Below are 26,587 nucleotides of genomic sequence, written 5' to 3' on the forward strand. Positions count from 1 at the left end.
CGGCGCTTTAGCGCCGTGACGGAAGGGGCCAACTGAGAAGTAAAAGCAAGCGCCAGCGTTTGATGTTGGCTAAGAAGGCCCCGCCCACCGCCTTCGGCGGTCCCCCCTCCCCATGAATGGGGAGGGCGAAGAATAGAGCCTCCCAGACCCAGCGAGCCCGCGCTCAAGCAGCGAAGCAATAGCGCAACGAAATGACGAGCTGAATGCAAACTAGTAAATAAGCTCATCATCGCCTCCCTGACCGGCAAGCATGATTTCGCCCTTGGCCGCCAGGTCCTTGGCGATCTGGACCATCGACATCTGGGCGGCATCGACGTCCTTGAGGCGCACAGGGCCCATGCTTTCCATGTCGTCGCGCATGATCTTGGCGGCGCGTTCGGACATGTTGGACATGAACATGTCGCGCAGACTGTCCGACGCCCCCTTGAGCGCCAGGGCCAGCTGGTCCTTTTCAACCGCGCGCAGCAAGGTCTGGACGCCGCCCGGATCGAGCTTCGACAGATCTTCGAAGACGAACATCAGGGCACGGATACGCTCGGCCGATTCGCGGTTGCGTTCTTCCAGGGCGGCGACGAAGCGGCTTTCGGTCTGGCGGTCGAAATTGTTGAAAATCTCGGCCATCAGTTCGTGGCTGTCACGCTTGGACGTCCGCGCCAGGTTCGACATGAATTCGACGCGCAGGGTCTGCTCGATCTTGTCGAGGATTTCGCGCTGCACCGGCTCCATGCGCAGCATGCGCTGCACGCATTCCAACGCGAAGTCTTCCGGCAGGGACGACAGGACGCGCGCGGCGTGGTCGGCTTTGATCTTGGACAGGACGACGGCCACAGTCTGCGGGTATTCGTTCTTGAGGTAGTTGGCCAGGACGCCTTCATTGACGTTGCCCAGCTTGTCCCACATGGTCCGCCCGGCCGGACCACGGATCTCCTCCATGAGGGATTCGACTTTTTCCGGCGGCAGGAAGTTGCCGAGCAGGCGCTGGGTCTGCTCGAACGAACCCATGATGGTGCCGGAATTGCTCATGCCTGAGACGAATTCGACCAGCAGTTCTTCGACGACGTTCGACGCGACCGTGCCGAGCGACGACATGGCCTGGGAGATTTCCTTGATCTCCTCCTCGTCCATGGCCTGCCACAGGGCGACGTGGTCTTCACCCAGCGCCAGCAGCACGACGGCGGCCTTTTCGACCCCGCTCAGGCGCTTCGGATCATCGATGACGTTCTTACGTGCCATGGATCACCCTTACGAATCGTGCAGCCAGGAGCGGAGAATCGACACCGACTCTTCCGGATGGCGGTCGACGAACTCCGACACCTTCTTGACCGAGGAGGCCTTCACCTGGCCCTCGATGCGCGCGATGTCGATGCGCTGTTCGGCTTCGCTATGGGGCGCCATGGCGGTGGCGGGCGCCGATAGCGGCGGCGCTCCGGCAGCGGCGGCCTGAGGCAACGGGGCCGCGCCTCCGGCCGTGGCCAGTTGCGGTCCGCCGGCGATGCCGGACACGTACGTCGTCGGACCCGAATTGATGAACTTCATCAGCGGCTTGGCGACAAAGAACAGGGTCAGGAGCGCCACGATCAGCAGGACGGCGATTTCGGCGCCGCGCATGATGTCGTTCTTGTCGAAGTCAAACAGGGGCGCCTTGGAGGCTTCGCCGCCGGCCGTACCGCCGACGTCGTGGCTGAAGCGGACATTGACAACCTGGACCTGGTCGCCGCGTGCCTGGTCGAAGCCGATGGCGGCCTTCACCAGGGCGTCGATCTTCTGCATGTCCTCGGCCGAACGCTTGGCATAGGTATCGGGCGCCTTGCCGTCCGCCGACGGCGTGACGACGTCGTCGACCGCGACCGAGACGGCCAGCTTGCGGATATCGCCCGGACCGGTAACGGTCGTCGTCTTGGTCGTCGAGATCTCGTAATTGGTGGTTTCGGATGTCGTGCCGGACTGGGTGCCGCTGCCCGTTACGCCGGGCGTCTGGGCGCCGCCGGGGATGTTGGCGGCGGCGGTGGTGACCCCGTTGGGATCGGCTTCGGTCGAACGGTCGTTCGATTCCGAGGTCTGGGTCGAGCGGACGACCTGGCCGTCGGGGTTATATTCAACGGACTCACGCGTCGTCGAGGTCTTGTCGAGATCGGCGGTGACCGTCACGCGGGCCGCGCCTGAGCCTACGACGCCTTCGACGATTTCCTTGACGCGCTTGCGCAGGGATTCTTCGAGGTCGCTCTTGTGCGCCGCGCCCGCGCCGCTCATGGCCTCTTCCTCGCCGGCGGCGGCCAGCAGGCGGTTACGGTCATCGACGACGGTCACCTTGTCAGGCTTCAGGTTCGGCACGGCCGAGGCCACCAGGTTGCGGATGGCGCTGACCTGATCCGCATTGAAGTCACCGCCGGCGATACCCAGAACGACCGAGGCGGTCGGCTGCTGGGCGGCGTCATCGAACAGTTCGCGCTTGGGCATGACCAGAAGCACCCGCGCCGAAGTAATGCCGCGAATTGAGCGTATGGTTCGCGCCAGTTCGCCCTCCAGCGCCCGTTGATTGTTCAGGTTCTGGACGAATTCGGTCTGGCCCAGGGCCGGGGCATTGTCGAATATCTCATAACCGACGCTGGCGGCGGTCGGCAGCCCCTTGGATGCCAGCATCATGCGCGCGGTGGCGACTTCGTCGCGGTTGACCATGATGGTCGACCCGTCGCCCTTGACCTCGTGCTTGATGCCGGCCTGTTCCAGCGCCACGCTGATTTCGCCCGCTTCCTTGAGATCGAGATTGGAGAAGAGCAGCGCCTTTGGCTGGGCGGCGAAATTAAGGAAGACAGCAGCCAGCACCCCGGCCACGCCGGCGGCGATGCCAAGGATGGTCATCAGGCGGCCAAGGCCAAACTTCTGTAAACCTGAGAAAAACGAACCCACGCCGGCTCCATCACCATTAAAGGCGAGGTTCGACCTCACCTGTCACTAGGCAGTAATTTCCCAGTGGTGGGTTAATGTGGGTTTAATTTTCACGCCGATGTGAAGCGATTTTTAAGATTCGACTTTGATTATAAGCCTATAGAATAACAATGGTTTTAGAAATTTGGTTAAAGTCGATTAACCAATGCCCAAAGGTCTGCCGGTACCAAATCCGTGAACGCCTTTAACGGACCTGGGCGTATGCCCGGATCCGTCAAAGAAAATAACCGGATGCCCGCAAACCGCGCAGGCCTCCCCTATTCACAGCCTATCATGCGCTGAGACGGCGTCATGCCATCTCACCCACGATATTTAGCGATACTGCTGGATGCGCGTGGTGCGCAGGCCGGCCATGCCGTGGTTCTCGATCGCCTTCTGCCACGCCAGGAATTCCTCCGACGTGATATTGTAGCGTTCACACGCCTCATCGAAGGTCAGAAGACCGCCGCGCACGGCAGCGACCACCTCAGCCTTGCGGCGGATAACCCAGCGCTCCGTTCCCGGAGGCGGCAGGTCGGCCAGTGTCAGTTTAGCCCCAGTCGGACCAATCACGTATTTTTCGCCCTTACTATCGCGGCGTTGCTGTTCTTGAAGCATGGCATTTTGCCTTTACTACCATCACCATTATCGATGAATGTAGCGCACCTCTCTCAACATCCGCTTAATCGCCATAGTAAATATGGGATTAATGTTTGCCCGGAAACCATATTAAACTTTCGTTTAATATAATGGAGAGGATACTTCTTTTATTAACGCCGGTTAATGAGTGTAAATATATTGCGAAAAACAGAAATATCTTTCGCAATACTCTTAAGGTGGTAGTTATTGCTTTATGCTTAACAGCTCCTGCAGCATCTGGTCGGCCGTCGTGATGATGCGCGACGACGCCGAATAGGCCCGCTGGGTGGTGATCAGGCTGGTAAACTCCTGCGACAGGTCGACCGTCGAAGCTTCGAGGCTGGCCGGCGCCAGCAGGCCCGTACCGCCCAGGCCGGGGACTTTCAGCGAATAGGTGCCGGAGTCGCGGCTGACCGTGTAGGCGTTGCCCGAGACCGGAGTCAGGCCGTCAGGATTGATGAAGCTGGCGACCGCCACCTGGGCGATGTTGCGCGTGACGCCGTTGTCAAAGATGGCCGTGACCATGCCGTCTTCGCCGACCTGGATTTTCGACAGGTTGCCGAAGGCCGTACCGTTCGAGGTGACGGACTGGGTCACCGAGTCGTCGTCATATTGCGTCAGGCCGGATTTGGCGCCTGAAAAGGCCATGGTGACGGTCTGGCCGGCGACGCCGAGCGACGTATCCCAGTGCGGATTCGTTGTCGCCGCCGACGCGCCGATGACGAGATCGGGCGAAAATGCCCCGGCCACGCCGGTCGTCAGGTTGACGCTGGTCGATGCGGCTTCGTCGAACTCACCCGAGGTGGTGAAGGCCAGGGTGCCACGCGCGATCTGGCCAAGGCCGCCGGTGGCGATGGTGTCGCCCGCCGCATCGGCGATGTTCGGCGACCAGACCTCATAAGCCCAGGTGTTGGCGCCGGTCTTCAGCAGTGACATGGTCACCGATTGCTGGCCGCCCTTCGAGTCCGACACCGGGATCGAGATTTCAAAGTCCGGGCGCGTGCCGGGCGATGAGCCCGACGACGGATCGTAGACCGACATCGACGCTGTCGGATCGGTCGCGTCGTAGGTGCCTGCCGTCACGGCCGTCGATACCGGCTGGCTGGAGCGCAGGTTGCCGTTGATCGCCACCTGGGTCGTCGCTTCGGCAGTACCGCCGATGTTCGAGATGTTGATCGGCTCAAGCTTGGTCAGGTCGGACGAGTCGGAAGACACCGAACCATCGGCATTGACCGGCCAGCCCTGCAGATAGAAGCCGGCCGCGTTCTTGAGCTTGCCCGTCTTGTCCGCCGCGAATGATCCGTCACGCGTGAACAGGACCTGGCGCATGGCGGCGTCATCTTCCGAAGAGCCCGACACAACGAAGAAGCCTTGGCCGTCAATGCCCAGATCCAGGCTTGAATTGGTCGCCGCCAGTTCACCCGGGGTCGAGATGTTCTGGCGGAAGGTCGCGTTGACGCCACCGCTGTTGAAATGGCTGTTGGTCGTCGAACCGGTAACAATACTCTGGAAGCTGGTTGACACGCGCTTGTAGGCCGTCGTGTTGACGTTGGCGATGTTGTTGGAGATGGTCGTGAGCGCAGCCGAATTGGCGGCGAGGCCCGTCACTCCGGTTTGCATGGCGCTGTTGATGCTCATGGGATTTCCTTCTGGAAGAACTTAAACTTAAGAAACTTTGGTGACGGCGGACATCGGCACGCGGGTATTGCCGACCTTGAGCACGATGGTGCCGTCGATATTTTCCGCGGATGAGACGAGGCCCGACAGACTGATGCTGCTGTCGATCTTGGCGTTACTGGCCGTCTTGGCTTCGACGGTCAGGGTATAGTCCCCGGCCGGCGCGGCCTTGCCGGCGGTGGTCTTGCCGTCCCAGGTAAAGCTGTTGGCGCCCTTGGCGAGGCCGGCGCTTTCGGCATCACCCGTCCACACCACCTTGCCGTCGGCGTCCAGCACGCTCAGCTTGGCCGATCCGGCCGTGGCGCCCAGGTCGTAGTTCCAGGTCGCGGAGCCGTCCTTCAGCGTCGCCGTGTCGGTGGCGACTGAAACCGTCTTGCCGATATAGCTGACGGCGGCGTTCATCGATCCTGCGGAATTGTTGCTGGCGATCTGGGCCAGGTACTGGTTGCCCTTGAGCTGCTGCTCGACCGAGGAATACTGCACCAACTGGTTGGTCCACTGGGTGGTGTCCATCGGCGACAGCGGATCCTGGTTGCGCACCTGGGCCGTCAGCAGGTTGAGGAAGGTCGAATAGTTGGCGCCCAGCGACGATGTATCCGTGATCGAACTGGTCGACTTCGACGGCTTGCTGGTGTCGATCGGCACATAGGTGGCGGTATCGGAAATGGTATAGCCCATGTGAGTTCCTAAACGATCAGGTTGAGCGCAAGCGTCGAAACGCCCCTGCGCATGGCCGAGGCGGCCGTATCGAGAATGGCGTTGAGGTCGCTGTCATCGGCGACCTTGTTGGCGGCCTTGATCGCGCGGGCCGCCTGGCGGGCCTGCGATTGCTGCTGGTCCTGCGCCAAGGCCGAACCGAAACCGCCGTCGCGCGACGAGAAGGACAGGCTGTCCTTGTCGAGCGACACACCAGCGTCGGCCAGTTGCTGGCGCAACTCCGGCTCGCTGGCGCTGAAACTGGCGGCGGTCACGGGCGAATCGAAGGTCAGGTGCGCGGTCGTCTTGCCGTCGCGGCCGATGTGCAGCGACACCTCGACCTTGCCAAGGTCGGCGGGATAAAGCTCGATGGCGAATTTGGTCGAGCCCTGCTCCAGCTTCTTGCTGATCTGCATCGACAGGGCCGACAGCGATTCCACGGCGGCTTTCGACATGTTGGAACCGGCCGTGGTACTGGCGCCCGTAGCGGAATAGCTGCCCGAGGTATCGGTGATGGCCTGCAGCGAAAAGGCCTGCGGCTGGGTGGCGGATTGCGCGTCCGGCGCGGCGGCGCTGACGACGCGCGGATCGGTGGCGGGTTGAGCCGCTTGCGGCTCCGTGCCGGTCACGGCGTCGCGCACCTTGGCCAGGGTGTCCCTGGGGTCGGTCTTGGCGTCGGCCTTGACAGGCTCGGCGCTCGTCTTCGCGGATATGTCTATAGAGTCCGCAGCCTCTGCCGTCTCGGCCTCTCCGGCATCCTTGTCCTTGCCGACGACCGTAAGAGTGAACGTCTTTTCCGGCTTTGGCTTCGACGCCTTGGCATCGATAGCGATCGCGGGCAGGGACTGTTCCGGAGCCGTCTCGGTGGCCTTGGCCTGCGGCTGGACGGCGGGCGCGGCCACCATGGTCATCTGCGCGGCGGCAGCCGCCACTTCGGTCTCAACCTCTTCGCCCGGCAGCTTTTCGGTTTCCGGCAAGTCCTCTTCAGGTGCGGCGACCTTCAGATCGTTCATCAATACGGCCGCGGTTACCTCACCCTTGGCGACCGACGCGGCCACGGCCTCGGCCTCGGCCTGAACCGGCGTTTCCGCGGCGATCTGCTGCAGCAGGACATCGAAAACGGACACGCCGCCTTCGGGCATAAAGCCCGAAGCCGCGCCCGTGGCCGCATCCGTGGATGCGCCGGCGGGTATGGCGGCAGAATTGACCGGCAAGGGTGTGGACAGCGACATCGGAACTCGCGCAAACACTCGAGGGATCCATCGCCGCGTTTCGCAGCCTTCAGGACCTGGTTCAGGGCGACGCAGTTCTTGCGCAAACCAATCGCCTCACCGGCTGCAAGCGCCGGGCCAGTTCCAACTTATTGATTTTATTCATTTTAACTTATCAGGAGACGGGCGATATTTGCCTGCCCGGCAGGCGCGGCAGTCAAAACTTGCCGACTTTCCAAAGGGTTAACCACAGGCCAACAGCCTCTTTATAATCGTGGCACGTGAATTGAAACCTTACGCTTCAGAATCGTAACCGCCCGCAGAGACAAAACTCTAAACCTATGAAAATATTGAGTTTTAAAAATCGCCGCGCAGGAACGTCCCGGCAGGATTTGCCGGGTGCGGTGCAGGCTTTGCCGAAATGTGGTTGCTGGAAGATTAAGGATGATCAGCCATGTCGCTGAATGCCATTATGAATATCGGTGTGTCGGGCCTGATGACCGCGCAGGAACAGTTGCGCGTCACCTCCGACAATATCTCCAACGTCAACACGCCGGGCTATATCCGCAAGCAGGCCAACCAGACCTCGGTCACCGTCGGCGGCAAGGGCGCCGGCGTCACCTCGGGCCAGATCACCCTGGCGGCAGACCGTTACCTGCAACAGGCGTCGTTCAAGGCCAGCTCCGAAGCCTCGCAAAGCGCTGCGACCTATGACCTGCTCGACCAGATCCAGGCGCAGTTCGGCGACATCACCGACGAGAACAATCTGTTCAACCAGATGAACAGCGCCCTCACCTCGATGGCCAAGGCCGGTGAAACCCCCAGCTCCAGCGCCCTGCGCCAGGAAGTGCTCTCCAACCTGTCGGGCTTCCTGGCCGAAGGCGGACGCATCTCCGACAAGATCCAGCAGGTCCGCGCCGACGCCGATGCCCGCATCGCATCCGATGTCACCGCCATCAACGACCTGCTCAAGAACATTTCCAAGCTGAACGCCTCGATCTCGTCGGCGACCGTGGTCGGCGGCGACGCTACCGGCGCCCAGAGCGCGCAGACCGGTTATATCGACCAGTTGTCGAAACTGATCGACGTCAAGGTGACGCAAAACGAAAACGGCGGCGTGACCGTCCGAACCCAGAACGGCACCGTCCTGAGCGGCGATACCTATGCCACCCTGTCCTATCAGCCGACATCGACCGTATCGAGCTCAACCACGTTCAACTCGATCATGATCAAGGGCATCTCTGGCGAAACCCGCGACTTCGGCGACAGCATCACCTCGGGCGAGCTCAAGGGCCTGATCGACATGCGCGACGTTACCGCGCCGGCGATCAATGACCAGCTCAATCAGTACATGGCCAAGTTCACCGAGCAGATGAACGCGGCGCATAACGACTCGTCGTCGGTCCCTGCCCCGACCTCGCTGACCGGCAAGGCCCTCAGCCAAACCCAGACCGAAGCCCTGACCGGCATGACCGGCACGACCAATATCGTCATGCTGGACACCAATGGCGCCATCGCCAGCCGGATGCAGATCGATTTCAGCGCCAATACCTGGACGCGCTACCCGGCCAGCGGCGCCCCCGTATCGGGCACTTTTGCCGATGCCAGCTTCGCCGCCGACATCCAGGCCGGGTCGGGCGGTGGCCTGGCGCTCAGCTTCACCGGCGGTGCCCTGTCGGTCAGCGCCGCGGGCACCACCGCCGGCATCGCCATCGCCGATCCGGCGACCGGCGGTTCGAACAAGCTGGGCCAGGGCTTCTCGCAATATTTCGGCTTGAACGACCTCATTTCGTCGTCCGTGCCGACCAGCAACCAGACGGGCCTGACCGCCACATCGGCGCACGGTTTTGCCGGCGGCAGCCAGATGTCGTTCAGCATCAAGGGTGAAAACGGCTCGACGATCGCCGATATCGACTTCACCATCCCGACCACGGGTGTCACAACCCTCGACGACCTGCGTGTGGCGCTGAACAATACCTCAACCGGCGTCGGCCGCTACGGCACCTTCGCGCTGGACAGCAGCACCGGCGCCCTGACCTTCAGCGGCTACGGCAGCCCGGCGGCCCAACTGGCTGTGTCATCGGACAACACCTCGCGCAACGGCGGCGCTTCCTTCAGTACCTTCTTCGGCATCGGCGGTACCTCCGGCAAGGTCGCCAGCAGCCTGTCGATCAACAGCACCATCAATGGCAACCCGTCCAAGATGGGGCTGGCCCACGTCAATCTGTCGGCGACATCACCCGATCCCGCGCTGGTGTCCGGTGACGGCTCGGGCGGCCTGGCCATGTCGGACATCGCCAATGCGTCGATCACCTTCCCGAAGTCCGGCCTCAACGGCGGCGGCACGTCGACGCTTGAACGCTACGCTTCGGACCTCGCTGGCCAGGTCGGTAACCTGGCCGCCAATGCCGAAACCAACAAGACGGCCTCCGAGGCCCTTCTGAAGGAGGCGACGAACCGCCGCTCCGCCACCGAAGGGGTCAATCTCGACGAGGAACTGATCAATCTTACCATTTACCAGCAGGCTTACGGTGCTTCCGGCCGCCTTATCCAGGCAGTGTCGGAAATGTATGACGTCCTGCTCAACATGGGACGCTGATAGATGCGTATCTCAACCGGACAAATCTGGGGCAACGCGCTGGGCAACCTGATGGACGCCCAGCACCGCATGGCGAAGGCAAACGACCAGGTGTCGACCCAGAAGGTCGCCACCGACCTGATGGGCCACGGCCGTTCCTCCGAAATCATCGCCGCCTATCAGTCGTCCCTGGCCAAGTCGGAAGGCTATATCGACGTCAACAAGACGGTAGCCGATCGCCTGGAAAGCCAGGACCTGGCGCTGACGACGGCCAGCGATTCCGCCGCCAGCGCCAAGGACGCCATCATGAACGCCCTGGCGTCGGGCGAATCCTCTGCCATGATGACCTCGCTGCAGGGGGCCTTCTCCTCGGCGCTCGACGGGCTGAACTACGTCCATAACGGCCAGTACCTGTTCGGCGGCGGCAATGACGATCAGCCGCCTGTGACGGTCACCAGCATGTCCGGGCTGACAGCGCTGGGCTCCGTGGCCGCCGGCTTCCAGAACGGTGACATCAAGAAGTCGTCGCGCATCGACGTCCATACCACAGTCCAGACCGGCATGCTGGCGTCGGACCTGGGCACCGCGCTCATGCAGACCTTCCGCGACATCCAGGCCTATAATGACGATCCCCTGACCGGCCCGTTCGGCGCGGAACTGACTGACGCGCAAAAGGCGTTTTTGACGACCAAGTCGCAGGAGTTCAACACCCATTACGACAACCTGGTCCAGCAGACCTCGCTTAACGGCACCCTGCAGAACCGCGTCGACAACACGACCAAGTCGCTGGAGGGCCAGGTCAAGACCTTGTCGGGCCTGATCAGCGACCGCACCGATGTCGACTTGGCCAAGGCCTATACCGATCTGCAGATGGCGCAGGTTTCGGTCCAGGCCTCGGCCCAGGTCCTGTCCAGTTTGAACCAGACCTCGCTGCTCAACCTGCTCAAATAATATTGTACTATCAATAACATAATTGACAGGTGCTTTTCATTCTTGACGGAATGCGGCATCGAATGATACCGCTAACATAAACGCCCGTCCCGAGGCGTCTCCTTGTCAGGAAGGAAAACCGATGACCCGTTTGCAAACTCTCGCAGGCCGCCTGCTGGCGACAACAGCACCCGTTGCCCTGCTGTGCGCCGTCACCCTCAGCACGCCGGCGCAGTCCGCCACCCCGGAAGCCTGCGCCGCGGCCGCTTGCGCCTATCTCGATCCCTCCCAAAGCGTCGATGCACGCGCGAAGGATTTGGTCTCGCGCATGACGCTCGAGGAAAAGTCGTATCAGCTTGGCCACACGGCCCCCGCCATTCCGCGTCTGGGTGTACCCGAATACAACTGGTGGAACGAAGGCCTGCACGGCGTCGCCCGCGCCGGCATCGCCACCGTCTTCCCGCAGGCGATCGGCATGGCCGCCTCATGGAACCCGCCCCTGATGCAGCAGGTCGGCGATGTGGTCTCGACCGAGTTCCGCGCCAAGTATAAGGAACGCGTCCATCCCGACGGCGGCACGGAATTCTATCGCGGCCTGACCGTGTGGTCGCCGAACATCAATATCTTCCGCGACCCGCGCTGGGGCCGTGGCCAGGAGACCTATGGCGAAGACCCGTATCTGACCAGCCGCATCGGCATCGCCTATATCCACGGCCTGCAGGGCAGCGACCCGAAATATTTCAAGACGATCGCCACCTCCAAGCACTTCGCCGTCCACTCGGGGCCTGAGTCGAACCGTCACAGGGAGGACGTCTATCCGTCGGCCTACGACCTGGAAGACACCTACCTGCCGGCCTTCCGCGCCACGGTGACCGAAGGCAATGTCCAGTCGATCATGTGCGTCTATAACGCCGTCAACGGCGTACCGGGCTGCGCCAGCGACTTCCTGATGGAAGAAAAGCTGCGCCGGGACTGGGGCTTCAAGGGCTATGTGGTGTCGGATTGCGGCGCCGCCGCCAACATTTACCGCGAAGACAGCCTGCATTACAAAAAGACCGCGCCCGAAGGCGTCGCGGCGGGCTTTACCGCCGGCATGGACCTGATCTGCGGCGACTACCGCAACAACATGACGACCGAGCCGGAAAACATCGTCACCGCCGTCAAGACCGGCCTGATGACGCAAGCCGTCGTCGACAAGGCCCTGGTGCGCCTGTTCACCGCGCGCATCCAGCTCGGCATGTTCGACGCCCCCTCAGGCGTCTTCGCCGGGATTACCGCGAAGGACTACAACACGCCCGCGCATCACGCCCTGTCGCTGAAGATGGCCAAGGACTCGCTAGTCCTGCTCAAGAACGACGGCAATCTGCTGCCGCTGGCGGCCACGGCCAAGACGATCGCGGTCATCGGCCCCAATGCCGACAGCTATGACACCCTGGTCGGCAACTATTATGGCCGCCCATCCAAGCCCGTCACCGTGCTCGACGGCATCCGCACCCGCTTCCCGAACGCGAAAATCCTCTACACCGAAGGCACCGGCCTGATCGGTCCGGCCGAGGCGCCGGTGCCGGACGCGGCCTTAAGCACCGACATGGGCGGCAAGACCAAGGGCCTGAAGGCCGAACACTTCAGCGGCCCGCAATTTACCGGCACGGCAACGACGCGCATCGAACCGAACGCTACGGTCAGCTGGATCGCCGAGGACAAGAACACTTCGGCGCGCTGGACGGGCACCGTCACCGCACCCGAAAGTGGCGAATACCGCTTCCGCTACGCCTCTGAGAATGGCTACAAGATCTGGGTCGGCGACAAGCTGATTGTCGACGAATGGGGCGTGGGCGACGCGCCGTCGATCGCCTCTGGCAAGATCATCCTCGAAGCCGGCAAGACATATCCCATCCGCGTCGAGGCCTTCCAACGCGACGCCACCGGCGACCAGAAGCTGGTTTGGAGCACACCCAGCCAGAACGGCGACGACGCCGTGGCGATGGCGAAACAGGCCGATGTCGTGATCTTCGTCGGCGGCCTGTCGGCGCGCATCGAAGGCGAGGAGATGAAGGTCGAGGCGGCCGGCTTTGCCGGCGGCGACCGCACCAGTCTGGACCTGCCGGCGCCGCAACAGAAGCTCCTCGAACGTGTCCACGCCACCGGCAAGCCGACCGTCCTGGTGCTGATGAACGGCAGCGCCCTGTCGGTCAACTGGGCCGACCAGAACATTCCCGCCATTGTCGAGGCCTGGTATCCCGGCGCCGAGGGGGGCACGGCCGTCGCCGAACTGCTGGCGGGCGATTTCAGCCCGGCGGGCCGCCTGCCCGTTACCTTCTACAAGTCGGCCAACGACCTGCCGGCCTTCGGCGACTACAGCATGAAGGGCCGGACCTACCGTTACTTCAAGGGTGACGTGCTTTACCCGTTCGGTCATGGCCTGAGCTATACGACCTTCGCCTACGACGCGCCGAAGACCTCGGCAAAGTCGATCAAGGCGGGCGATGGCGTCAAGGCAACCGTCAGCATTCGCAACACCGGCCCGCGCGACAGCGATGAGGTTGTACAGCTCTACGTCAAAAAGCCGGGCGATGCCGCCAACCATACCCTGGCGGCCTTCAGGCGCATTCACCTCAAGGCCGGCGAAAGCCAGGCCGTGACCCTTGACCTTGACGCCCGTGCTTTGTCGCAGGTCGACGACAAGGGTGTGCGCAAGGTCGTGCCCGGCGCCTATACCCTGCATCTCGGCGGAGGCCAGCCAGGCCAAGCCAAGACAGTCTCGACCGAGGTCTCGGTCACAGGCGAACAGACGTTGCCGAAATAAGGAAAATCCGCCCTTCCTGGCCGGAGGGGCGGTTTACTCGCCTGCCGTCGGCGGCGTAGCTACGGCGCCATACCAGGCGGGCAGAAAATTCGCCGTCATGCGCCAGGACAGGGCGGCGTACATTTGTAACGCAAACGCTATAGGCATAGGATACTCCAACTCAGGCCAGCGGCGCGGGCGTCGTGTCTTCGCCCAGGTCGTTAGCGTTATCACGATTCGGCTGGTCGCCTTCCCTGCCTTGCGTGTCGTTCACGGACGATTCCACTGTATCCAGAGGGTCGTTGCCGGCATCATCGAGCGGCAGGTCGGTATCATCGATCTCGCTGCCGGGATCGCCCTCCTCGGTCGACTGGTCGCGCCGGCCGCGCGAGCCGACGCGGTCAACGAACTGGCGTGACGCTTCGTCCAAAGCGCCAGGCGTTCGGGATTTCAGATCTTCAGCGGGCATGACATCCTCCATGCTGTTTTGCCCGATTGTAGGCTTCACCGCATAAGGCCGCGCCATGTTCCGATCCGACGCCCATAAGGTTATGATATTGGCCGACCTAGCAATTGGCGCGGTTTTCCCTTATCTAGCCGCCATGACCGAGTGCCCCGTACCCCTGATCCTCGACGCCGATCTTGACGCCGCCATCGCCGCCACGCGTGACGCCGTAGGCCTGCCGCAAGGCGCGCGCGTCGTTGCCGCCATGTCTGGTGGCGTCGATTCAACCGTTGTCGCCGCCCTTTTGCACCAGGCAGGCTATGAGGTCATCGGCGTCACGCTTCAGCTTTACGACCACGGCGCCGCGCTGAAGAAGACAGGCGCGTGCTGCGCCGGCCAGGACATCCACGACGCGCGCATGGCCGCCGAAAAGATCGGCATTCCGCATTATGTCCTAGATTACGAAAGTCGTTTCCGCGACCAGGTGATCGAGGAATTCGCCGACAGCTACCTGCGCGGCGAAACGCCGGTGCCTTGCATCCGCTGCAACCAGACGGTCAAGTTCAAGGACCTGCTCGATGTCGCCCGTGACCTGGGCGCCGAGGCCATGGCAACCGGCCACTATGTCGAACGTGCCGACGATGGTGCGGTCGTTTCCTTACGCCGCGCCGCCGACCCGTCGCGCGACCAGAGCTATTTCCTGTTCGCCACGACGCGCGAACAGCTGGCCTTCCTGCGTTTTCCGCTGGCCGGCATCCCCAAGCCGCAGGTCCGCCATATCGCCGTGCAGCTGGGCCTCAAGATCGCGCACAAGCCTGACAGCCAGGACATCTGCTTTGTGCCTGAGGGCAAGTACACCAACCTGATCGACAAGCTGCGTCCTCAAGGCCGCGAAAAGGGCAGTATCCGCCATGTCGATGGCCGGGTGCTGGGGACGCACGACGGCATTACCGGCTATACGATCGGCCAGCGCCGCGGCCTCAATATCGCCGTCGGCGAGCCCCTGTTCGTGACCAGGATCGCGCCGGAAACGCGCGAGATCGTCGTCGGTCCGCGTGAGGCGCTTTTGACGCGCGGCCTGTCGCTCAAGGAAACCAATTGGCTGGGCGACGAAGCCGATCTGGAGGCGGCTGCCCATGCGCGCAAGCCCGTGCTGGCGCGCGTGCGTTCGACGCGGCCGCCGGTGCCGGCCCATATCGTCGGCACGGACGCCGGCATCGAGGTCGAGTTCGTCGATCCGGAGGAAGGCGTGGCGCCGGGCCAGGCCTGCGTGCTCTATGACACCAGCGATTCCGGCCGCGTTCTGGGCGGCGGCTTTATCGCCGCCACGCGCAGCGCCTACTAGAGCGATATGGCGAAAAGTGCCAAGAAGCGTCTTTGCGGTTTTCGCCTTGAATATCGCGCCAAAACAAAAACTTAGATCGGTATGATGTTTCCACTTAAAATCATACCGATCTAATTTCTGCTATAGAATTTCGGCGTAGATTTCGCCCAAGGTACGTGCGTCCGGGTTGCGGCGCAGCTGGACATCGTCAGGTGACACAGTGCCATTACAGTGCGCGCAATGGGTCACCGGCTCGATGACGTGGCCGCAGGCGTTGTGCACCAGTTCGACCGACGGCGTTTCATTGGTATAGATGTACTTGGCGCCCCAGTCGGCCATGTACAGCATCAGCGGCCGCAATTCACGCCCCTTTTGGGTCAGCACGTATTCAAAGCGACGCGGCCGCTCGCAATAGAGCCTCTGTTCAAAAACACCATGAGCGACGAGGTGCTTGAGGCGGGCGGCCAGCACGTTGCGCGCCAGGCCTAAGTTTTCCTGCCATTGTTCGAAACGCGATATGCCGCGAAAGGCGTCGCGAATGATCAACAAGGTCCAGGGTTCACCAATGATATCCAGGCTGGCGGCGACCGTGCACCTTTGCCTGCTGTAGTCAGCTGAGCGTCCCATTCAATCTTAACTCGTACTTTCTTGTTCTAAGCGTGAGGCTTTCCCGGCCGCGCCTGTTGCGCGCAACATGACTCATGCGTGAAGAAATCACCAGTACAAAAATCGCGTGATTGTCGCTTTATGACAGTCGCGCCACAACCGGAACATCGTTATAATTCACGATGTTACCGTAAGGGAACTATCGGTTGACGGCGTAAAGCGCCGACGCGACACGCGCCATGTCCGCCTCGTCGGAGCGGATGAAATCCTGCGCGAACTGGCCATCCTGCCAGTGCAGCAGGACGGAAATTCCGCCATCCATGGCCATGATCAGGCCGTCGGCGTTCATCCGGATAGGGGCGTCGGCGCAGGCCGTCGCGAAGTTGCCGCAATCAACGGCGTAAGCACCGGCCGGCACGACGCGCAAGGCTGGCGCTATCGCAGCATCAAAGCTGGTGACGCGTTGGTCGCGGCCATCGGCCAGGCGGACGTGGACGGCGATGCGGCCACTGTCGGCTTCGTTGACCAACCGCAGGGAATCGGTGCGGCCGTCACCGTCGAAATCGCCGTCGCGCAGGACCGGCTGGGCATTGCGCTGGGTTCGCAGATCCGGGGACAGCTGCGCGGCCTCGGCAAGGCCAGCCGTTGTGGCCATAATAAGCGCCGCCAATCCGATCGCCAAACGTCCCTTAGAAGCCACCGTCATCACCTGTTCCGTCTCTGCGTCTTGTCCTGAAAAAATACAGGATTAAGGTTTTCGTAACCCTATTCGCAGGTTTGGTGCCAGATGTGCCAGATTTCCCGGCAATTTGGAATAATAATTTGTTAACCAGTTAAGTTATTGAGGGAACGTCGTTTTATCGGATGATGTTACCGCCTGCGCATCGTCCTTTCGCTCCGGCGCCGTGCTGTCGTCGGCGATCCAGCTCCAGTCCAGCGTGTCGCGCGCGGGCTTGGCCTGGGCCATCAGGGCGGTAATCAGTCCAGAACCAAGGCTTAGCAAGACCATGAGTCGCTCCTCATTCTAATAATGAGAATAACTCGCAAATTCAATTTGGCAAGAGGCCGGGCTTCACATCTGCCGTGAGCAGGATGAGAAGCGGTGTATCAGACGTCAGATCCCTTCCCCCCTTTAGGCGGGAGACGGAATTCCGGCTTATTGTGTAAGGTTGATCGCGCCGATGACCGCCGGGTCGGCTTCCGGCTTCACCGGATTGCCGCGGGCATCGAGATTGTCCCACTGGCTTTTGGCGATGAAGGTAAAGCTGTCGCCGCTGACAAAGCCCTGGGTCGGCTGGGACAGCAGCCGATCGGAGCGCAGCAGGACCTCGACCGCCTTCACCTGCGTCCAGTCGTCCGACATGCGCAGGCGCAGGATACGGTTCGGCTTGAAACCTGTCTGCACCGCGATCAGGTCGCGGCCATGGCGCGCCAGGTAGGAGATGCCCAGCAGGGCGGCATCCGTCGGCGGCGTCAGGCGCGTCATCCCACCCGACGCCAGATCGACACGATAAAGCCCTGACACGAAGTCGGCGACAATCAGCGACACGGCATCCTCGCTCTCGGCCAGGCCGCCCGGTGAATCCATATAGCCTTCCGGCACAAGGGTCTCGAGCGTTCCGTCATAACCCGCCAGGCGCAGGACCTCGCCGTGTTCGCTGTCGGCGACATAGAGGTCGTCGCGCCCGGCCAGCAGCTTGCCGAAACGACGGCTCTTGGCGCTGTCGCTGAAACTCTTGTCAACAACGCCGGTCTTGGGATCGATGACGACCACCTTTGAGCTTACTGGCTTCGCCTTGGGGTCGAAGCTTTCGGTCTGGCGGCTGGCCGCGGTCGTCGCCCACAGCTTGCCGTCGCGCAAAGCCAGGCCATAGGCGGCCACGCCGGGGCGGAAGGTCAGGACGTCGCGCCCACCCTCGGCGGAGATGGCCGTCACCGTGCCGGTACGGATGCCGCTGACGAACACTTCCTTCCCGTCATCGGTCTGGGTCAGACCTTCGGCCAGGATAAAGCCTGGCGAATTCGATACGACGCGCATCTGGCCGACCGGACTTTCGTTCAGCTCCAACAGGTCGTTCAGCTCGGCGTCCCAGACCTGATTGAAATCGGGATTGCGGGCCAGGTCGAGGACATAGCCGCGCTTCAGGTAGTCCTTGAGTGCTGCTTTTGCATCGGCCTTCTTGCGCTGCTTCATGGCTACCTGGGCCTTCAGCAACAGGATGGACGGCGAATCGGGCAGAATGGCGCCCGCCTTTGTGAAGGCCGCCATGGCGCCGGTCGGGTCGTTCTGATCAAAGGCGGCCATGCCTTCGGCGCGATGGACCTGGAACTGGCCCAGGTCCGACGCCGGATCAACGGCATGGGCCGATCCCGCCAGGAGGCCCGCCATCAGCAGGAACCCGATCGTACGCCTATGCCGTTTCATTTGCCCTCCTCAGGGTCGTGCCGGTTCATGACCAGCCGGATTGGGACCGCGGTCGTTGCCTTGACCGAGCGCATGATGATGCGGCTTTCGACACCCGACACCAGGTCCGATGCCAAAAGCTTGTCGCGCAAAAAGTCATCATAGGCGTGCATGTCGCGCGTCATGACCCTCAACATATAGTCCTCGTGGCCCGTTACCGTGACACAGGACACCACTTCCGGCCAGTCGCCCAGGCGCGCCTCAAAAGCCTCGAGGTTGGCGCGCGACGGCAGGGACAGCTTGACGGCGGCATAGACTTCGAAGCCCAGGCCCAGCTTGTCGGCGTCGAGCAGGGTAACGCGCCGGCGGATAACGCCTAAGTCCTCCAGCCGCTTGATGCGCCGCCAGCACGGCGAAGGCGACAGCCCGACCCTTTCGGCCAGATCGGCCACCGACAGCGAGGCATCTTCCTGGATCAGATCGAGGATGCGCCCGTCCAGTTCATCAATCAAATCCGACAAAATATTCCCTCAACGCCACCAAGACCCTTACATATCCCACATAATGGCGCGTGTGTGCGAAATATTCCACCCCTAACGACCCGGTTCGTTCATTCAGCGTGCAAATTGCACGGCCTCGGGTCTTTACGAAAAATCCTTGCCGAGAGGCTTGAACAGGCGGACAGGATTGGCTATAGCCTCGCCTCCGCAAACGGCGTAGATTTTGGTCTTCCGTTTGAATTCGGCATGGTTGGGTAGCTCAGATGGTTAGAGCGGCGGATTCATAACCCGCAGGTCGGCGGTTCGATCCCGCCTCCAACCACCAATTCTTTCTCCTGTAGTGTTTGTCGCCTGAAGGCTGTCACGATGACGTCGCTTATTCGTCATCTTCCTCCAGTATGTATTCCAACTCCTCGTCGTCGGGGACCAATTTCAGAACCAGGGCAGCAAGATCCGCTTTCGACATGCGGAGCAATTTCTTCTCGATACGAGACACATGTTGCTGGCGTTCTATAAACGCCGCGTTGGGTTCGTAGCTCTGCGCCATGACCGCTAGTGCGACTGCGGCGATATGCTTGCACGGCCCGAACTCATCCACCGCGGGGCAGGTGCAATCGCCACGTAGCTTTTTACCATCGCGGTTTAGCATGACATTGTAGAGACGTGTGCCACCGCATTTCGCGCTGACCTGGTCGTCCGTCACCTTGGTCAGTTGCAGTTGCCCGGCCACAAGGTACGCTCGACCACGGTCGATATAACGGTCTTCAACTAGAGCTCTGATCTGTTCCAGTGTCAGTTTCATAGAAGCAATGTTCCGATTTCGCAGCGAGGTTCCTATAGCCGGCTTCGCGCTTCTGAGCCATTTTCGCCAAAACAGCCTCGTTCATATCTCGACAGTCGTAAATGGACATTGATCTTTCCGGTGTACACGCTTGCGATACGCCCCCTTCTGGCTATTGCTCGTTTCCTTGCGCGACAGAACCTGCCCGAAGCTGTCCGTCTGATAGGTCACCACAGGCCCCACGCCACTGTCGTTCACCTGGCTCAGATTGCCGTTGGCGTCGTAAGCATAGCTGGCCTGCCCATCGTCCCACCCGACACCGACGCCGTCTGCGCCTTCGCCTGGTTCCACCACGTGTAGGCCGTGGCGCTGGTGACCGTCGTGGTCAAGTATCCGTTCTGGTACTGCCTGTTGACCGAACCCGTAACGACGCCCAGGTCGATCCCGCCCAATTGCCAATCGGGTGGTGAGGCGCGGATTTATCCGCGCGATGTCTGCTGTCTTTGCGGCAAGTCCACAACGGTCATTCTGCAAGCTCAAGAGCTGCCAGTACGGTCTTGCCTAAATCGGGTGAACCTTCGGAAAGCTCTACCGCTTTGTCCGTCATAGGTTCAAAGCCGTCACTTCCACCCATATTGCGGTAAGGTGTGATCTCTAGCCTTCCGTCTTTGAGGTGTACGTCTACGCATTTCGCCAACTTAGAGAATGTGCTCCAGGAAGAGACGCCAGCTGCTGACAGCAAAGAACCGACAAGATCGGCATCTCGTGCTGGTGTAGGGATTCTATTTTGGGAACGTGCGAGCGCTTCAACGACGGCCCTTTGTACGTCGCCTTCATCACTTGATCCCACAACAGAGGTCTCCTCGTCCGCAACCCAAAAACCAGCTTCAGTCTTGTGGGAAGCTGCAATGAACAACGCACCTTTGCGGCGATAAACGGTTACCAATTTGCTCATGCTGAGAACCTCAATCACGGATAGTGGATGACATTGACGGTGACCCCCTTCGTCGAACCGTATTTAATGATTTGATTAATTGTGGCCTGCTGTGCCGCTGATCCGCTATGCGGAACCACGATGTCAAGAGCGCGACCAGAAATCTGGCTTGAGCGAATTGTTGGCAATTATATACATGACAAAGCAGGCTGTTAAGGCTAGCCCCGACTGGCGTCGGGCGGTTGATAACACGCAGACAAGGGAAAGCGCGCCCCACGTATTTCCCGCACGGGGTAACTAATCCCGTGTTGAATCAGGGTGTTACATTCCGTGGGCCACCCGACCTATGCAGTCGGAACCCTTGTCGTGCGCATCAGCGCGCGCTGAGCCGGTTACCACGCAAAAGCCCTTGCGCCTCCAATCGGCTGCCTCTGGCGTATGCATCCTCAACGAATCCTTGATAACGGGTGCCGACGGCGTCAGCGAATTCTGAACTCGTCTTAAACCCTGACTTCCCAATCAATGGTCCCACGAACTCAGGTGCACTGTTTGCGGCAACACTTACGCGGTAAGCATATTTCTAATTTTCTGCAGCAATATCGCCCCAGATCTAGCGTCTCCATTTTTATACGCTCTTTCTGCGTCGCTAGACATTTTCTTTATTTCCTCAAACGCCCCCTCGTTATCGATCATTTCTTTGCAATATTCTATACCGCTATTAATCTCGACGAAACCAGATTCTAAGTTCAATCGATCATCAGGAGCAAAGCGGTCAGGCGCAAGCAACACCACAAATGCAATGGCTTCCTTCAGTTCTTTAATAGTTTTTGAATTCACATTCATTGCGAGACCCTCTAAAATACTGTTTTCGATCCACCAATTTGAGATGGCCTCACAATTGTTACTCTTCCAACACCTGAGAACGTTGTGAAGTCTTGCACTTGCGGCGTAAAAATCGACTTGCTTCCAAGTGTCAGGTCATAAATCCTATTTGTGCCGGCGACTCTTAGATCAGGAATTCGGTAACTTGTGCCCGCAGAATTATATAGACGCTGATTGACGCTTACCAGTCCGCTGTCTTCGATTCCTTCCTCTACGAGGAATCCGCGAATGTCGCGGCGAGCAAAATCGTCAACAAGCTGCCCCTTGTAGGTGTTCAAAGGGACGCCTTTCGGGGGCACCAAAGCTCCTTGTGCTTCCAAAGCTTGCACATTGGCGTAACCCCGGTCAGCTGCTGCTTGATATCGAGTAAATACGGCGTCTGATAGTTCTGAGGTCGTTCGATACCCTGACTTGCCAATTAGTGGCCCCACGAACTCAGGTGCACTCTCTGCGGCTACCAAAGCTTCTTTGGCTGCGAGGCTTTCCACAGAACCGGCCGCCCGCGCGAAACCGCCGGCCTTCGTCACCTTGGCCGCAGGAAATACGGACGTAGCCAATTCCGCCACGACAACGCCGGTAAGTTTGCCGGACCGGGCCGCCACGGCCTCAAGTCCCTGGCTTGATGTATTTTCCCAACTCGCTGTGTGATTGCCCGCGGCACGGCCGATGTCTGCCCACAAGTTGGCCTTTTCAGTGCGGAGGTTATCCGCATATTCAAGCCCCCTGCCAGCAAGCCCCCTCATCGACTCGACCATGGGGCCAGCGTTTGGAAGGCCCGGTGCAACTTTCACACCCATTGTCTCGGCGGCGTAAACTGACCAGCCAACGGGATTACTGTTGTAAAACAGGTTACCGGTCTCTTTGACCATGCCGCCAAGAGCCCCCATCGCGCTGTTCCTCGCTTCGGCGATAAAGGTCCCGGCCGCGTGAACACCGGCCGCAGCCCGTTCATGCCCCCATCCCTCAAGCAGCTCTGATGCACGATAAGAAACCAGCGTTTCCGGTGAATAGTACGACGCCTTCTTCACAAAACTCGCCAAGCCGCTCTCAAAGGCGCGGTACTGCTTCGAGATCCATCCCAAAAATGACGGCTTCGGAGCAGTGATTATAACCGCATCGCCCTCTACTGACGCGAAACCCTCGCCTGATCTCTCAAGGGTGAAGTTCATGGCCGAACTGGTGGTCGTAGGCTGCCAACCCGGCTTGCCGTCAAAGCCAAGAATATTGCCGATCATGCTGACAGCGTTTTTTGCCCCGTTGACTAACCGGTCCAGGAAATCCCAGCGTCCTGTTGATGAACCAGCCCCGACCTTGTCCTTACCCGCTCCGCCGAAAAGCGCCTCATTGCCACTACCTCCCATTAGAGTGTCGTCCATACCATCGACACTAGCAGCGGCCTCTACTTCGTCTATCGAAGCTCCTCCGTTCTGCATCGCCCCCACGATCGCGCCGCCGATCATATTGCCGATGGTCGAGGTGATGGCGTCCGACAGGCTTTCGCGCACGCTCTTGCCGAAGCTCTGGCCGGTTAACAGGCTCTTGGTCGCCGCACTGGCCAGCATCGAAGCCGTGCCGGTCAGGACCCGGGTGCCGACAGGCCCCACGCCCTGAAGCGATTTTATGCCGCCAAGCCCATAGGAGATACCACCTGTTATTCCGGCAACCGCCAACCCTGCCCAGTCGAACTTTTCCTGCAGGCCCACCGCCATGTTAACGTGTTGACGGATATTGTTAATCTGCAAGGCGTTCTTGGCGGCGTCCCAGGCATTCTCGAACCTAAGCCCCTTGCTGATCAGCCCTGCCCCGCCGGCAATACCGCCGGTAATGGCGCTGGCCGCCAGTTCGCTCCAGTTGAAAGTCTTCTGGTTGCCGACGGCCATTCGCGTGCCCTGGTAGGCTACGTCCGCGCTCCCCATGACCAAGGCGCCCGCCAGGACCTTCTCACCCACACTCATCCCTGCTTTAGGACCGGCGTAGGAGGTGACGACCGCCGCGACCACGACCGCGACAATGACCGCGATGATGTCGCCAACGACGCCGCAGCCCTGCTTGCGCACCGGAGGCTGGGGCTCCGGCGGACGGGTCGGCGTCGTATTGCCCATCGCATCTAGCGCATTGTACGGCTTGAACACGCCGGACGCATTGTGCATGTTGGCGATCTTGCCCGGGATGCTCAGGCTCTGCCCCGCCACCAGCGTGCCGCCGCTGCTCAGGCCATTGGCCTCGGCCACCAGGAACCACAGCGACGCATCCCCCCAGACAGTCTGCGCCACCGACTGTAGCGTATCCCCCGCCATCACCGTATAGGTCGACCCCGTCTGTGCCACCGTCGCCGTGTTCAGCGGCTGGTAGACCTCGAAGTTGCCGTACGCACCGCCCAGTGTCGGGGTCGAGGTGTAGTTGGTCGTGCTGGGCAGCATGGCACTGCTGCGGTTGGCCGCCAGGGCCTGCGCATAGTCGGTCTGGCTGGCCAGCTTGTCGTTGCCGACATCGCCCACCCCGTGGCCTTCCAGGTAGAAGAAGTTGCGGTAAGCCCCCTTCTGGCCATTGCTCGTTTCCTTGCGCGACAAGACCTGACCGAAGCTGTCGGTCTGGTAGGTCACCACACGCCCCACGCCACTGTCGTTCACCTGGCTCAGATTGCCGTTGGCGTCGTAAGCATAGCTGGCCTGGCCCGTCGTCCCACCCGACACCGACGCCGTTTGCGCCTTCGCCTGGTTCCACCACGTGTAGGCCGTGGCGCTGGTGACCGTCGTGGTCAAGTATCCGTTCTGGTACTGCCTGTTGACCGAACCCGTCACCACGCCCTGGTCGATCCCGCCCGACAGATAGCTGTTGGTGATCTCGTTGGTGTAGCTCGTGCCGTTGTCGTTATGGATCTGGGTCGTTTCGAACGTCACCCGGCTGTCGGCGTCGTAAGTGAGCGACCGCGTCGACAACACCGTTGTGCCGTTCGCCTTGTACTCCGTATAGCCCGTCAGCCGCCCCAGAAGGTCCGTCGTGCGCTGGGCCCCCAAGATCCCGCCCGTGGTGACCGTCTGCAGATAGCCGTCGGCCGTATAGGTGTAGGTTTCGACATGGCCGTCGATGCCATGGGTGGTGCTCGTCCGGTCGCCGCGGGCATTGTAGGTGATGTCGATCCCCGTCGTCCCCTTGACGATCGCGCCGTTATCCAGCCTGCCCTTCACCAGTGTGAAGCGGTTCATGCTGTCGTACTTGTACCAGTAGTCCTCCTTCAACAGCGGCGAGCCCGTCGCGCTGTCGCTGGCCAGGTAGGTCATCGCTCCCAAGCGGTCGACATTGACATAGGCCGTCTCCACCCGGCGCCGGTTGCCATTGGCGTCGTAGGCATACTTGATGTCCGCATTGGCGTCGCGGATCTCGCTCACCCGGTTCAGCGCATCGTAGGTGATGTAGGCGTTCTGGTAGCTGCCCGCCGAACCGATGCGGTAATAGCCCTCGATGATCCGGTTGCCGTTCCGGTCATAACCGAACACCGACTTGATGCCGGTGGCCGTGTCCGTCACGCTGCCCAGCTGGCCGCTCGCGGTATAGACGTAGGTCAGGGTCTGGCCCGCCGTCGAGCTCTGCTGCGTCAACTGGCCGGCCTTGTCGTAGGTGTAGGTGAAATTGTGGTCGCCGAAATCCTTGCTGGAAACGATCTTGCCGAAGTAGTCGGTCGTGGTCGTCGCCGTCTTGCCGACAAGATTGGTTGTCGTCTGGGTCCAGGAACCGATACCGCTCTGGCCGGCTATCACCTTGCCTGTCGCTGTCCTCGCGTTCCAGGTGAAATTGTAATTTGTCGTCTGGCCGCCGAAGGTGACCGATTTGGTGACACGGCCCAGAAAATCGTAATCGGTTGTCTCGGCGCCGCCCAGGACATTGTTGGTGTGCCGGATACGCTGGCCAAATCCGTCATAGACATAGGTATCGATGAGCCGCGAGCCATCCGTCCGCGCCGCGTGTTTGCTTTCGATCAGCCGGTTGTTCTTGTCATAGGTGTTGGCTGTCACCGCGCCGATGGCGTCCGTCACGGTCAGCGCGTTGCCAAAGATGTCGTAGGTCGTGATGACGCTGCCGCCATCGGGATTGTACTGCGTCGTTACAAGCCCGGCCGTGCCGCCATAGCCCGTCCCCGCCAGCAGCACCTGCGTCATCAGGTTGCCGTTGGCATCCCTATGCCCGATCTGGCGTCCGGACTTGTCGTAGTAATATTCATCGACCGGGTTCATGAGGCTGGTGACGCCGTTTTCACCCACCACGGCGACCTGCGCGCCCGTTCGCCTGACCAGGTTGCCAAAGGCATTGTAGCCAAAAGTCGTGGTATTGCCGCGGGCGTCGGTCTGGCTGGTTACCTCACCGAACGCATTGAACGCCTGAGTGCTGTCGCTGTGGGTTACGGCGGCAGCCACATTATTCAGATTCCACAGGCTGCCGTTCGCCACCGGCGTGAACACCTGAATGGTCGAGAAGGCCGATGCCGTCGGGTTGGCGCTGCCGTCGAACGTCACCGTTCCAGTCTTCGCGTCAACGACATTGCCGTCAATATCGGTTGCGCGGTACTTCACTTCCCAGCTGCTGCCGGCGGCGGAATTGAACGGCGCCTTGGTCAGGTCGACGAAGAAGGCGCCGACAACTGGATTGTTGGCGGCGTCGCGGACCTGCGATGCCGTAACCGCCGTATAGCCGCCCGAAGAACCTGCCGGGCGCACATACATGGTGACGGCCGTTGCATTCGGTACCGCAGCCTTCAGCGCCTTGCCGACTGGCTTGGACAGAACCAGGGCGGGCTTGGTCGTATTCGGCACACATTGAACGTTGAACTGCGATGTCCCCAGCGGGATTGCCCCTGACGGCGAGTCCTGGGAAACCTCAATTGTGAAGCTAACGGTTTTGGGGGTGAAGTTCCCGCCTTGTTGCGGTTGGGGGCCGTTCCAGAACGACATCGAATAGGTGCCGCTCGTCGTCGAACCGGCCGGGATTGTGGTCTCAAAGACTTGAACCGGCGAATCATTTGCCGTGATCTTGATACGGACGACGCCAGAACCGTTAGTCGTCGTCAGTTCCGCGCTGTTGAATGAGACCTTCGTCTGTACCGTCGTATAGTTCGCGGGATCGGTTGATGGCCCCAACGGGCCGCCGACCGAGCTGTATTCGACCTTCATCCAGCCGCTGGTATCGACGACGACATTGCCGCCGCTGGCGACGGTGCCGTCGAGATTGACGCTGACGGGCCGTCTGACGTCGATCAGTTCGTTGCGTTTGTTATA

General features: G+C 60.9%; 22 protein-coding genes and 1 tRNA gene. 5 read left to right on the forward strand and 18 right to left on the reverse strand.

The annotated features are described in order from the left end of the window. Positions 1–210: 210 nt before the first annotated feature. The 6 genes from fliG to J2X24_RS11255 all read right to left on the reverse strand — a co-directional run bounded on the left by fliG (position 211) and on the right by J2X24_RS11255 (position 7,169). Entirely contained in the window at positions 211–1,233 is a 1,023-nt protein-coding gene (fliG, locus tag J2X24_RS11230) for a flagellar motor switch protein FliG (protein WP_209721155.1), read from the reverse strand. A gap of 9 nt (positions 1,234–1,242) precedes the next feature. Next, positions 1,243–2,907, reverse strand: coding sequence for a flagellar basal-body MS-ring/collar protein FliF (gene fliF, locus J2X24_RS11235; protein WP_209721158.1), 1,665 nt, complete (start codon positions 2,905–2,907; stop codon positions 1,243–1,245). A 351-nt stretch (positions 2,908–3,258) separates the two neighbouring features. Beyond that, positions 3,259–3,543, reverse strand: coding sequence for a CtrA inhibitor SciP (sciP, locus tag J2X24_RS11240; protein WP_209721161.1), 285 nt, complete (start codon positions 3,541–3,543; stop codon positions 3,259–3,261). Between the two features lie 225 nt (positions 3,544–3,768). Next, positions 3,769–5,202, reverse strand: coding sequence for a flagellar hook protein FlgE (locus tag J2X24_RS11245; RefSeq protein ID WP_209721164.1), 1,434 nt, complete (start codon positions 5,200–5,202; stop codon positions 3,769–3,771). A gap of 27 nt (positions 5,203–5,229) precedes the next feature. Further along, the gene (locus J2X24_RS11250) at positions 5,230–5,919 is read right to left on the reverse strand and encodes a flagellar hook assembly protein FlgD (RefSeq protein ID WP_209721167.1); all 690 of its coding nucleotides are present in this window, start codon (positions 5,917–5,919) and stop codon (positions 5,230–5,232) included. 8 nt (positions 5,920–5,927) lie between these two features. After that, positions 5,928–7,169: a flagellar hook-length control protein FliK gene (locus J2X24_RS11255; RefSeq protein WP_209721170.1), complete on the reverse strand. Its 1,242-nt coding sequence runs from the start codon at positions 7,167–7,169 to the stop codon at positions 5,928–5,930. Positions 7,170–7,602: 433 nt separating this feature from the next. Between J2X24_RS11255 and flgK the strand changes: the two genes are divergently transcribed. The 3 genes from flgK (at position 7,603) to J2X24_RS11270 (ending at position 13,462) form a co-directional block, all read left to right on the forward strand. Continuing rightward, complete coding sequence (gene flgK / locus J2X24_RS11260) at positions 7,603–9,747, forward strand: flagellar hook-associated protein FlgK (protein WP_209721173.1); 2,145 nt, start codon at positions 7,603–7,605, stop codon at positions 9,745–9,747. A 3-nt stretch (positions 9,748–9,750) separates the two neighbouring features. Further along, positions 9,751–10,677, forward strand: coding sequence for a flagellin (locus J2X24_RS11265; RefSeq protein ID WP_209721176.1), 927 nt, complete (start codon positions 9,751–9,753; stop codon positions 10,675–10,677). Positions 10,678–10,798: 121 nt separating this feature from the next. Then, positions 10,799–13,462 (forward strand): glycoside hydrolase family 3 C-terminal domain-containing protein, encoded by a 2,664-nt coding sequence (locus J2X24_RS11270; RefSeq protein ID WP_209721179.1) that lies wholly within the window; start codon positions 10,799–10,801, stop codon positions 13,460–13,462. A 160-nt stretch (positions 13,463–13,622) separates the two neighbouring features. Here J2X24_RS11270 and J2X24_RS11275 read toward each other — a convergent pair whose 3' ends face one another. Continuing rightward, complete coding sequence (locus tag J2X24_RS11275; RefSeq protein ID WP_209721182.1) at positions 13,623–13,910, reverse strand: hypothetical protein; 288 nt, start codon at positions 13,908–13,910, stop codon at positions 13,623–13,625. Between the two features lie 133 nt (positions 13,911–14,043). On the opposite strand from J2X24_RS11275, the gene mnmA reads away from it, so the two are divergent. Beyond that, the gene (gene mnmA, locus J2X24_RS11280; protein WP_209721273.1) at positions 14,044–15,231 is read left to right on the forward strand and encodes a tRNA 2-thiouridine(34) synthase MnmA; all 1,188 of its coding nucleotides are present in this window, start codon (positions 14,044–14,046) and stop codon (positions 15,229–15,231) included. A gap of 120 nt (positions 15,232–15,351) precedes the next feature. Here mnmA and J2X24_RS11285 read toward each other — a convergent pair whose 3' ends face one another. The 5 genes from J2X24_RS11285 to J2X24_RS11305 form a co-directional block, all read right to left on the reverse strand. Next, positions 15,352–15,837: a winged helix-turn-helix transcriptional regulator gene (locus J2X24_RS11285; RefSeq protein ID WP_209721184.1), complete on the reverse strand. Its 486-nt coding sequence runs from the start codon at positions 15,835–15,837 to the stop codon at positions 15,352–15,354. 178 nt (positions 15,838–16,015) lie between these two features. After that, positions 16,016–16,471 carry a hypothetical protein gene (locus J2X24_RS11290; protein ID WP_245344617.1) on the reverse strand — a complete coding sequence of 152 codons (456 nt, stop codon included), beginning with the start codon at positions 16,469–16,471 and terminating at the stop codon, positions 16,016–16,018. 183 nt (positions 16,472–16,654) lie between these two features. Continuing rightward, positions 16,655–16,825: a hypothetical protein gene (locus tag J2X24_RS11295; RefSeq protein WP_209721190.1), complete on the reverse strand. Its 171-nt coding sequence runs from the start codon at positions 16,823–16,825 to the stop codon at positions 16,655–16,657. 147 nt (positions 16,826–16,972) lie between these two features. Beyond that, positions 16,973–18,241, reverse strand: coding sequence for a tetratricopeptide repeat protein (locus tag J2X24_RS11300; RefSeq protein WP_209721193.1), 1,269 nt, complete (start codon positions 18,239–18,241; stop codon positions 16,973–16,975). Then, positions 18,238–18,741 (reverse strand): Lrp/AsnC family transcriptional regulator, encoded by a 504-nt coding sequence (locus J2X24_RS11305; protein ID WP_209721196.1) that lies wholly within the window; start codon positions 18,739–18,741, stop codon positions 18,238–18,240. The genes J2X24_RS11300 and J2X24_RS11305 overlap by 4 nt, the downstream gene beginning before the upstream one ends. 227 nt (positions 18,742–18,968) lie before the next feature. Here J2X24_RS11305 and J2X24_RS11310 point away from each other — a divergent pair. Beyond that, positions 18,969–19,045 (forward strand) — tRNA-Met (locus J2X24_RS11310). A gap of 51 nt (positions 19,046–19,096) precedes the next feature. On the opposite strand, the gene J2X24_RS11315 is transcribed toward J2X24_RS11310, so the two are convergent. The 6 genes from J2X24_RS11315 to J2X24_RS11335 all read right to left on the reverse strand — a co-directional run. After that, positions 19,097–19,522 carry an SWIM zinc finger family protein gene (locus J2X24_RS11315; protein WP_209721199.1) on the reverse strand — a complete coding sequence of 142 codons (426 nt, stop codon included), beginning with the start codon at positions 19,520–19,522 and terminating at the stop codon, positions 19,097–19,099. 242 nt (positions 19,523–19,764) lie between these two features. Further along, on the reverse strand, positions 19,765–19,953 hold the full coding sequence (locus J2X24_RS11320) for a hypothetical protein (protein ID WP_209721202.1): 189 nt from the start codon (positions 19,951–19,953) through the stop codon (positions 19,765–19,767). A gap of 71 nt (positions 19,954–20,024) precedes the next feature. After that, positions 20,025–20,456, reverse strand: a complete 432-nt coding sequence (locus J2X24_RS11325; protein WP_209721205.1) for a hypothetical protein — start codon at positions 20,454–20,456, stop codon at positions 20,025–20,027. A 14-nt stretch (positions 20,457–20,470) separates the two neighbouring features. Beyond that, on the reverse strand, positions 20,471–20,623 hold the full coding sequence (locus J2X24_RS22940) for an endonuclease toxin domain-containing protein (protein ID WP_404977819.1): 153 nt from the start codon (positions 20,621–20,623) through the stop codon (positions 20,471–20,473). A gap of 373 nt (positions 20,624–20,996) precedes the next feature. Beyond that, on the reverse strand, positions 20,997–21,278 hold the full coding sequence (locus J2X24_RS11330) for a hypothetical protein (protein ID WP_209721208.1): 282 nt from the start codon (positions 21,276–21,278) through the stop codon (positions 20,997–20,999). A gap of 11 nt (positions 21,279–21,289) precedes the next feature. Continuing rightward, positions 21,290–26,587 (reverse strand): LysM peptidoglycan-binding domain-containing protein (locus J2X24_RS11335; RefSeq protein ID WP_209721212.1); only part of this gene is annotated, 5,298 nt, incomplete at its 5' end.

The organism is Asticcacaulis solisilvae (assembly GCF_017875235.1).
Classification (GTDB): Bacteria; Pseudomonadota; Alphaproteobacteria; order Caulobacterales; family Caulobacteraceae; genus Asticcacaulis; species Asticcacaulis solisilvae_A.

What these genes read in the sequence shown, in the direction of transcription:
- fliG (WP_209721155.1), bottom strand. Translation starts at nt 1,233, where the DNA reads ATGGCACGTAAGAACGTCATCGATGATCCGAAGCGCCTGAGCGGGGTC.
- sciP (WP_209721161.1), bottom strand. Translation starts at nt 3,543, where the DNA reads ATGCTTCAAGAACAGCAACGCCGCGATAGTAAGGGCGAAAAATACGTG.
- J2X24_RS11245 (WP_209721164.1), bottom strand. Translation starts at nt 5,202, where the DNA reads ATGAGCATCAACAGCGCCATGCAAACCGGAGTGACGGGCCTCGCCGCC.
- J2X24_RS11250 (WP_209721167.1), bottom strand. Translation starts at nt 5,919, where the DNA reads ATGGGCTATACCATTTCCGATACCGCCACCTATGTGCCGATCGACACC.
- J2X24_RS11255 (WP_209721170.1), bottom strand. Translation starts at nt 7,169, where the DNA reads ATGTCGCTGTCCACACCCTTGCCGGTCAATTCTGCCGCCATACCCGCC.
- flgK (WP_209721173.1), top strand. Translation starts at nt 7,603, where the DNA reads ATGTCGCTGAATGCCATTATGAATATCGGTGTGTCGGGCCTGATGACC.
- J2X24_RS11265 (WP_209721176.1), top strand. Translation starts at nt 9,751, where the DNA reads ATGCGTATCTCAACCGGACAAATCTGGGGCAACGCGCTGGGCAACCTG.
- J2X24_RS11270 (WP_209721179.1), top strand. Translation starts at nt 10,799, where the DNA reads ATGACCCGTTTGCAAACTCTCGCAGGCCGCCTGCTGGCGACAACAGCA.
- J2X24_RS11275 (WP_209721182.1), bottom strand. Translation starts at nt 13,910, where the DNA reads ATGCCCGCTGAAGATCTGAAATCCCGAACGCCTGGCGCTTTGGACGAA.
- mnmA (WP_209721273.1), top strand. Translation starts at nt 14,044, where the DNA reads ATGACCGAGTGCCCCGTACCCCTGATCCTCGACGCCGATCTTGACGCC.
- J2X24_RS11285 (WP_209721184.1), bottom strand. Translation starts at nt 15,837, where the DNA reads ATGGGACGCTCAGCTGACTACAGCAGGCAAAGGTGCACGGTCGCCGCC.
- J2X24_RS11290 (WP_245344617.1), bottom strand. Translation starts at nt 16,471, where the DNA reads ATGGCCACAACGGCTGGCCTTGCCGAGGCCGCGCAGCTGTCCCCGGAT.
- J2X24_RS11295 (WP_209721190.1), bottom strand. Translation starts at nt 16,825, where the DNA reads ATGGTCTTGCTAAGCCTTGGTTCTGGACTGATTACCGCCCTGATGGCC.
- J2X24_RS11300 (WP_209721193.1), bottom strand. Translation starts at nt 18,241, where the DNA reads ATGAAACGGCATAGGCGTACGATCGGGTTCCTGCTGATGGCGGGCCTC.
- J2X24_RS11315 (WP_209721199.1), bottom strand. Translation starts at nt 19,522, where the DNA reads ATGAAACTGACACTGGAACAGATCAGAGCTCTAGTTGAAGACCGTTAT.
- J2X24_RS11325 (WP_209721205.1), bottom strand. Translation starts at nt 20,456, where the DNA reads ATGAGCAAATTGGTAACCGTTTATCGCCGCAAAGGTGCGTTGTTCATT.
- J2X24_RS11330 (WP_209721208.1), bottom strand. Translation starts at nt 21,278, where the DNA reads ATGAATGTGAATTCAAAAACTATTAAAGAACTGAAGGAAGCCATTGCA.